Origin of the sequence: Sphaerospermopsis reniformis, assembly GCF_005402885.1 — a bacterium.
Taxonomy (GTDB): Bacteria; Cyanobacteriota; Cyanobacteriia; order Cyanobacteriales; family Nostocaceae; genus Sphaerospermopsis; species Sphaerospermopsis kisseleviana.
Genome location: NZ_BJCE01000264.1, coordinates 1 through 7,144 on the forward strand (window position 1 = coordinate 1; position 7,144 = coordinate 7,144).

The 7,144-nt window shown below is 36.5% G+C and carries 7 protein-coding genes and 2 pseudogenes; 4 read left to right on the forward strand and 5 right to left on the reverse strand.

Translation table 11 applies throughout. The features are described from left to right. A pseudogene (locus FFR48_RS23650) lies at positions 1 to 277 on the forward strand (hypothetical protein); the annotation flags it as partial. On the opposite strand, the gene FFR48_RS23655 reads toward FFR48_RS23650, so the two are convergent. Then, positions 249 to 599 carry a hypothetical protein gene (locus FFR48_RS23655; RefSeq protein WP_096568307.1) on the reverse strand — a complete coding sequence of 117 codons (351 nt, stop codon included), beginning with the start codon at positions 597 to 599 and terminating at the stop codon, positions 249 to 251. The pseudogene FFR48_RS23650 and the gene FFR48_RS23655 sit on opposite strands and share 29 nt — an antisense overlap. Positions 600 to 851: 252 nt before the next feature. Here FFR48_RS23655 and cdf31 point away from each other — a divergent pair, with 252 nt between their 5' ends. From cdf31 to FFR48_RS23670, 3 genes and pseudogenes are all read left to right on the forward strand, one after another. Continuing rightward, positions 852 to 1,757 carry a CDF family zinc efflux transporter Cdf31 gene (gene cdf31 / locus FFR48_RS23660; RefSeq protein ID WP_096568305.1) on the forward strand — a complete coding sequence of 302 codons (906 nt, stop codon included), beginning with the start codon at positions 852 to 854 and terminating at the stop codon, positions 1,755 to 1,757. 316 nt (positions 1,758 to 2,073) lie between these two features. Beyond that, positions 2,074 to 2,397 (forward strand): annotated as a pseudogene (locus FFR48_RS23665) (response regulator); the annotation flags it as partial. A 5-nt stretch (positions 2,398 to 2,402) separates the two neighbouring features. After that, complete coding sequence (locus FFR48_RS23670) at positions 2,403 to 4,736, forward strand: PAS domain S-box protein (protein WP_137669058.1); 2,334 nt, start codon at positions 2,403 to 2,405, stop codon at positions 4,734 to 4,736. Here the strand turns inward: FFR48_RS23670 and queD are convergent. The 4 genes from queD to FFR48_RS23690 all read right to left on the reverse strand — a co-directional run. Further along, the gene (queD, locus tag FFR48_RS23675) at positions 4,733 to 5,212 is read right to left on the reverse strand and encodes a 6-carboxytetrahydropterin synthase QueD (RefSeq protein WP_137669059.1); all 480 of its coding nucleotides are present in this window, start codon (positions 5,210 to 5,212) and stop codon (positions 4,733 to 4,735) included. The genes FFR48_RS23670 and queD overlap by 4 nt on opposite strands. A gap of 30 nt (positions 5,213 to 5,242) precedes the next feature. Continuing rightward, positions 5,243 to 6,052 carry an adenine-specific DNA-methyltransferase gene (yhdJ, locus tag FFR48_RS23680; protein ID WP_371851480.1) on the reverse strand — a complete coding sequence of 270 codons (810 nt, stop codon included), beginning with the start codon at positions 6,050 to 6,052 and terminating at the stop codon, positions 5,243 to 5,245. A gap of 127 nt (positions 6,053 to 6,179) precedes the next feature. Further along, complete coding sequence (locus FFR48_RS23685; RefSeq protein ID WP_137669061.1) at positions 6,180 to 6,698, reverse strand: DUF29 family protein; 519 nt, start codon at positions 6,696 to 6,698, stop codon at positions 6,180 to 6,182. 219 nt (positions 6,699 to 6,917) lie between these two features. Continuing rightward, on the reverse strand, positions 6,918 to 7,144 hold a 227-nt coding region (locus FFR48_RS23690; RefSeq protein ID WP_443096398.1), incomplete at its 5' end, for a GMP synthase (glutamine-hydrolyzing).

Genomic DNA, 7,144 nt, shown 5'->3' on the forward strand with positions numbered 1-7,144 from the left:
CCCAGATCATCATTCACGAGTTCGCAGCAACCAGAACCCGGCATCCGGTCTCCAGAAACCAGTCCAGGGTATCGAGGCTCCAGTCTCCAAGCAGCAGAACAGGGGATACGGGCTACAGGAACCAGTCATCAGTCCACAGGCGCCAGTCCCCAGTCACCAGTCACCAGTCACCAGTCACCAGTCACCAGTCGCCAGTCACCAGTCCCCAGTCACCAGTCCCCAGTCCCCAGTCCCCAGTCACCAGTCACCTATCCCACCTGTTCTAAATACTGGTTAATATCCTCAATCATGCGAGTGAGTTCAGCTTCTGTGGTTAAGCGAATACCAACATTACGAACTGTTAACAGCACTTTTGCTGCAAAGGGAGTAGGCCAGATATTGGGATTACAAAAAACTTCTAAAAATACCTCTCCTGTGTAGCGATACTCTAAAGGAGGTTGGGGAGTAACTTTACTACCAGGTGTAGGTTTAGCTGCAACAGCTTTGAGACTGAGCATTAATTGATCTATTGCTGCTTTTAGTTCTCTTGCTGCTGCGGGTGAGAAACTAAAAGATATAGAACCATCTCCTAGATTTAATGTTAAAGGGGTAGAAGACATAGGGCTTTTTGATTAAAACTTCTTAGTAATTACATATATTATCAATTGAAAATTGACAATTGACAATTTTTTTATGAGTATGGGATTTTAGCTGACTTTATTTAAAATTAATCTCAATAATTGGGCGAAAAATTGAGAGTTTATGGAGAAGAATATTCGTTACTGCGTAAGACTTTGATACATTTTATTTGTGTTTATTTTTGCTTTAGGTCTTAAAATAGAAATTATAGATCGTGATATGATCAATGTGCTATGACTTACGATAACCGTGCGGAAGTTAAAAAAGTTTTAATTATTACTCTGCTCCTCAATTTATTCGTAATGGGACTCAAAGCATTTGTGGGGTACTCAACAGGTTCTCTGAGTTTGTTGGCTGACGCATTGCATAGTGTGACAGATAGCGCCAATAATGTTTTAGGATTAGTTGCTAGTAAATTTTCTTCCCCCCGTCCAGATCGAGAGCATCCCTACGGACATCATAAATTTGAAGCTGTGGGAGCTTTAGGAATAGCGGCGTTTTTAGGTATAGCTTGTTTTGAAATTCTCCAAGGAGCTATTGAGAGAATTATTAAAGGTGGTTCAACTGTGAAAATATCGGGTTCTGAGTTGTGGTTATTGCTAATTGTATTAGGAGTAAATATATTTGTGGCGTTCTATGAACGTAATGTTGGTAGGCGGGTAGGTAGTTCAATTTTAATTGCTGATGCTACACATACCATGAGTGATGTGTGGGTGACTATTTCTGTGTTGGGGGGGTTAATAGGAATTTGGTGGTTAAATTTTCAATGGTTAGATGTGGTGTTAGCTTTTCCCGTAGCTTTGTTAGTATTTTGGAGTGGATGGTCAGTTTTAAAAGAGAATTTACCTTGGTTGGTGGATCAGATAGCGATCGCACCTGAAGCTATTCATGCGATCGCAATTTCTGTTCCTGGAGTAATTAATTGCCATGATATCGCTTCTCGTGGTGTTTTGGGTCGTCAAGTTTTTATAGAAATGCACTTAATAGTAGATGCACCAGATGTAGAAACTGCTCATAATATTACCGAAGAAGTAGAAAGTCAACTACAACAACGCTTTAGTCCAGTGAGAATTTTAATTCATGTTGAGCCACCAGCATACAAATCTGAAAGTATTACCTTTGAAAATGGAGCAACTTAACGAAGGCAGGGGGCAGGAGGCAGAAGGCAGGAGGCTTATTGTACGGAGATTTAAACCCTGCTCCAAAAACACAAAATTTTTGCCTTGATTCGGTATAATATTAATATGATTCAATAGATTTTCCATAAACAAAGATTGTAAAAAATTGTGTAAAAAAATAAATTTCTAAATTCTCTACCAATGTATTTTATTACGTCCTTTGTGTGTAGATAATTTATACATTGATTTTCCATAATTATCAGTAAGTATAATCATAAATTATGAATCAAATAAATCAGAACAATATCATTAGTAATCATCTCATTAGTAATTTACTGCCCTCGATTACCTATATCATAATGGCATATATGGTGACATCCAAACTTATCCCCATCCAGCAATTATTTTACTGGATCTGAATTTACCAGGAACTGATGGTAGAGAAGTTTTACAACAAATTAAACAGGATGAAAATTTAAAAAAAATTCCTGTCGTTATATTCACCACTTCTTCTAATCCCAAGGATATTGATATATGTTACCAATACTCGGTTGCTAGTTATATCTTGAAACCTATAGATATCAAAAGACTAATCAAAACTATTCAAGTTTTTTTAACCTATTGGCTAGATATTGTCATTCTTCCTGAGACTTTTAACTAATAACTATGGTGCAACCACGAACTGTTTTAATTGTTGATGATTCCCCTGAAGATCGCCAAGTTTATCGTCGTTATCTCCAGCAGGATCAGGAATATATCTACACAATTTTTGAAGAAGAATTGGGACAGGAAGCATTAGCTTTATGTCGGCAGTTTCAACCTGATGGAATTTTATTAGATTTTGTGTTACCCGACTTAAATGGATTAGAATTTATTACAGAATTAAAACAGCAAACTCAGGGCAATATACCAGCAGTAATTATGTTAACAGGGTATGGCAATGAAGCGGTTGCTGTGCAAGCTATAAAAAGTGGTGTTCAAGATTATTTAGTCAAAGGTAAAACAACAGCAGAACTCTTATGTTCAACCGTCAATTCAGCTATTAAAAACGTTAATTTAAGTCAGGAATTACAACGCAGTGAGGAGCGTTTTCGTACTTCTGTAGAAAATATGCTCGATTGCTTTGGCATTTATTCGGCCATTCGCAACCAAAACGGTGAAATAATTGATTTCCGCATTGATTATGTAAATGCAGCAGCTTGTGAATGTCACAGACTCACAAAAGAAGAAATAATAGATAAAAGACTGTGTGAAATACTCCCTGCTTATCGAACTAGCGGTATATTTAATGAATATTGCCGAGTTATAGAAACAGGCAATCCTGTAATGAAAGAATCCCAACAATTTATCTGCAAATCTAAACAGAAGCAATTAGCTAGATATTTTGATTTTCGTATTGCCAAAATGAAAGATGGCTGTGTGGTTTCTTGGCGAGATGTCACTGAAAAAAAACAAGCAGAGGAACGGTTGCGGCAAAGTGAAGCCAAATTCCGCAGAATTGTCGAATCTAATATAGTTGGTATCTATTTTGGTGACATCGGTGGGCAAATTTATGAAGCTAATGATGCCTTTCTGAAAATATTGGGCTACACCCGTGAAGAATTTGCAAATGGCAGTATTCGTTGGGATATGATGACACCTTCAGAATACAAAAATCTAGACCAACAAAAAATTCAAGAACTACAAACTTTGGGAATTTGCACTCCCTTTGAAAAACAGTATTTTCACAAAAATGGTTCTCGTATACCAGTGCTATTAGCAATTGCCTTGATAGAAGGTGAAAAAAATGGCTATAGTGTCTGCTTTGTTCTGGATTTAACGCAACACAAACAAACTGAAGAGGCATTGCGCCAAAGTGAACAATCATACCGTTACTTATCTGATGCCATACCTCAATTGGTGTGGATAGCGAATACTCAGGGTGAATGCGTTCATGTCAATCAAAGGTGGCTAGATTTTACAGGACAAACCCTTGAGCAAGTGATAGGATATGGCTGGACTAAAATAGTGCATCCAGATGATATTCCCATTGTGATGGAAGCATGGTTAACAGCTTTACAGACAGGGAAACCTTATGAATTTGAAAAGCGTTTGAGAAGATATGATGGCGTTTATCGCTGGTATTTAGTGAGAGCAGTACCCATTAAGGATGAGTGGGGAAGGGTTGTCAAGTGGTTTGGGACGAGTACAGATATTGAAGATAGCAAGCAGTTGGAGGCAGAAAGTGTCCGGCTTTTAGAAATGGAAAAAGCTGCCCGTCTGGAAGCTGAACAAGCGAACCAAGCAAAAGATGACTTTGTGGCGATGGTATCCCATGATTTGCGATCGCCACTCAATGCAATTTTAGGTTGGGCAAACTTACTGCGAACTCGGCCTTTAGATACACATACTATCAATCGTGCCTTAGAAATTATTGAACGAAATGCTCACTCCCAAGCCAAACTTTTGGAAGACTTGCTGAATATTTCCCGCATCCTACGGGGCAAGCTACAGCTTGAAGTCAGTCAAGTTAATCTGGTGTCTATTGTGAATACAGCTATAGAAACTGCTTATCCAACTGCAAAAGCTGAAAATATTTTCCTAGAATCAGTAATTGCTGAGTCAATTCCACCTATTAGGGGAGATGCTCACCGCTTACTGCAAGTTTTGGGTAATTTAATTGCCAATGCTATTAAATTCACTCCTTCCGGGGGAAGGGTGAAAGTGAAACTGTCACTGGTTGACGATCAAGTTACAAAACTCAAATATACTCAAATTACGGTTAGTGATACAGGAATTGGTATTAGTCCAGAGTTTTTACCCTTCGTATTTGAACGCTATCATCAATGCGATGGGCTATCCTCCACCATAGGTGAACGCAATCATAAAAAAGGCGGTTTAGGACTAGGTTTAGCGATCGCTCGTCATTTAGTAGAATTACACGGAGGTACAATTGAAGCCTCTAGTCCTGGTGTGGATAAGGGCGCTACTTTCACCATTAAATTGCCAATTTCTAGTTAAATGATGGTTGTTAAATTAACATCACCGTCATCATCACTTTCACGAGACAGCAGTAAATTCAAACTTTCACCAGAATTTAACCAGCCTGATCTGCGATTTTTAGAATACAAACAGATAGATGTACAAGTTTCATCAATTCTCACTGCTGTTAATCCTGGTAATCCCGCTTCCTCTAATTTCTCATATATCCAAGCCGCAATTGCTTCACTGGTTGGTGATTCCAAACCCGTAGATTCATTTAAATAATAATGATCTAAATAATTATCTAGTAAGGGTTGGAGATATTTTTTAAGATCTGAATAGTCCATCACCATTCCTTGTTTAGCACCTTCTTGCACTAAGGTATTAGCAGATATATAAACGACTCCACGCCAACTATGTCCATGCAACCGGGCGCATTTGCCGTCATGGTAAGGTAACTTATGTGCTGCCTCAAAGCGAAATTCTTTACCTATTAACCATTGATTATTAGTCATTCTACTCCTGTATATTTGATTTTTTTGGTTTTATAAAAGTTTTTCTCCTTGATATTCTGTCCATGCTAAAACTCGTCTTAAACCAATTTTTAAATATTCTTCTTGCAGTTCAATACTAATAGATTTTCTTCCTAAACGTTTAGCTACAGCAGCAGTTGTAAAAGTCCCCGCAAAGGGATCAAGTATTAAATCTCCTTCATTACTACTTGCTAACATCATTCTTTCTATTAATGATTCTGGTTTTTGTGAAGGATGATTTTCATATTCTTTCATTTTATATCTCACACGAGAAAAATACCAAACATTCCCAGGAACTTTTTCTGTCTTATAAGCAGTGGGAACAGATTTTCTGTAATCAATCAATTGACGTTGTGAACCAGTTTTTGCTTCAATTTTGATATCATCTGCGTTAAAAGTATAGTTATTTTTATCTTTCACACAATATAAAATGGGTTCATACATTGAACCAAAGTATTTTTTAGCTTGAACTCCCGAACTGTCATAATGCCATATTATCCGACTGAGAATAGTTAATTTTTTTCTCAAGTAAATATCAAAATAAGGCATTGCTTGGGTACTAGACATTACATAAATTGTGCCATTTGGTTTGAGAATACGAACACACTCATCTAACCATTGATAGGACCAATTTAAATATTCTGCTTCAGATTCCCATTTATCATGAAAATCACCAAACTTTTTACCTATATTATAAGGCGGATCAATAATAATTAAATCTACTGATTCTGAGGAAATATGATTCTTTAAAACGTTAATTGTGTCACCATGAAATATGATATTTCCTTGTTGTTCATAAGATTGAATCATACATGAAATCATACATAATTAGGGGTTGCTGAAAAAGTATTTTTTAAGAGGTAGGAAATAGTTAATCAAATATTCTTCAAGTTCTATCAGGTCTTGATATGATTAAACCGCAAATAACGCAAAGGTAAGAGAGTTAATTTTATTTTTTTCCTAATTTCCAATTTTCACCACCTGGTAATTGAGTTAAATAATTATCAATGACTGCTGGCAACTCTTTAACTGAGTAATTATAAGTGAGTCTTAATAAATTTTCTGCTTGTTCAATTATTTGTTCTTTATCTACCATTTCTGTCAGTTGAAAGGGGCTGTAAATACCATTTATTACTTCTTCACTGGCATCTCTAATGGCTTCTTCAAATTCATCTTCTAAAATTGGTTGCCATTCATCTATTTTCACATAATAGGAGGTTTTATTATCCTGTAAATTTATTTTTTTTATTTCTCTAACTGAACCACGAATTGAATTTGCCCAAGAATTAGTTAAGCGTTTTTCTATTTGATTTTTAATCAAATGAATTATTAATCTTACTAGGAATGATTGGATATTCCTAAAAATTGCTTGTCTACTCATTCCCTCTAATTCGTCTACTATAGCTAACGCATCTGTATAACGCTGTTCTAAAATACTATTTCTGAGGTCTATTAATTCCTGTGTCATATTTATACTAGCCTCAATTTACATTCTTGATAATTTCATTTTCACTAGATTTAATATTACCAAGTTTCTTATATTATAGCAGGAGGCAGGAGTTATGTATTTTGGATTTTGGATTTTGGATTTTGGATTTTGGATTTTGGATTGTTTTTGTTAACTCCAATCTAAAATCTAAAATCTAAAATCTAAAATTTTCTTCCCCAGTCACCTGTCAACTGTCACCTATTCCCATTCTATAGTTCCAGGTGGTTTGGAGGTGATATCAAACACCACACGGTTAACACCTTTCACTTCATTAACGATCCTGGTAGAAATTGCCTCTAACACATCATAAGGTACACGCGCCCAGTCTGCTGTCATTCCATCTTCACTGGTGACTATCCGTAAAACTATGGGGTAAGCATAGGTTCTTTTATCACCCATTACGCCCACACTACGAATAGGTAATA

Excerpts from the sequence above, each read along its gene's own strand:
- FFR48_RS23685 (WP_137669061.1), bottom strand. The coding sequence starts at position 6,698 with ATGACACAGGAATTAATAGACCTCAGAAATAGTATTTTAGAACAGCGT.
- yhdJ (WP_371851480.1), bottom strand. The coding sequence starts at position 6,052 with ATGATTTCATGTATGATTCAATCTTATGAACAACAAGGAAATATCATA.
- FFR48_RS23670 (WP_137669058.1), top strand. The coding sequence starts at position 2,403 with ATGGTGCAACCACGAACTGTTTTAATTGTTGATGATTCCCCTGAAGAT.
- queD (WP_137669059.1), bottom strand. The coding sequence starts at position 5,212 with ATGACTAATAATCAATGGTTAATAGGTAAAGAATTTCGCTTTGAGGCA.
- FFR48_RS23655 (WP_096568307.1), bottom strand. The coding sequence starts at position 599 with ATGTCTTCTACCCCTTTAACATTAAATCTAGGAGATGGTTCTATATCT.
- cdf31 (WP_096568305.1), top strand. The coding sequence starts at position 852 with ATGACTTACGATAACCGTGCGGAAGTTAAAAAAGTTTTAATTATTACT.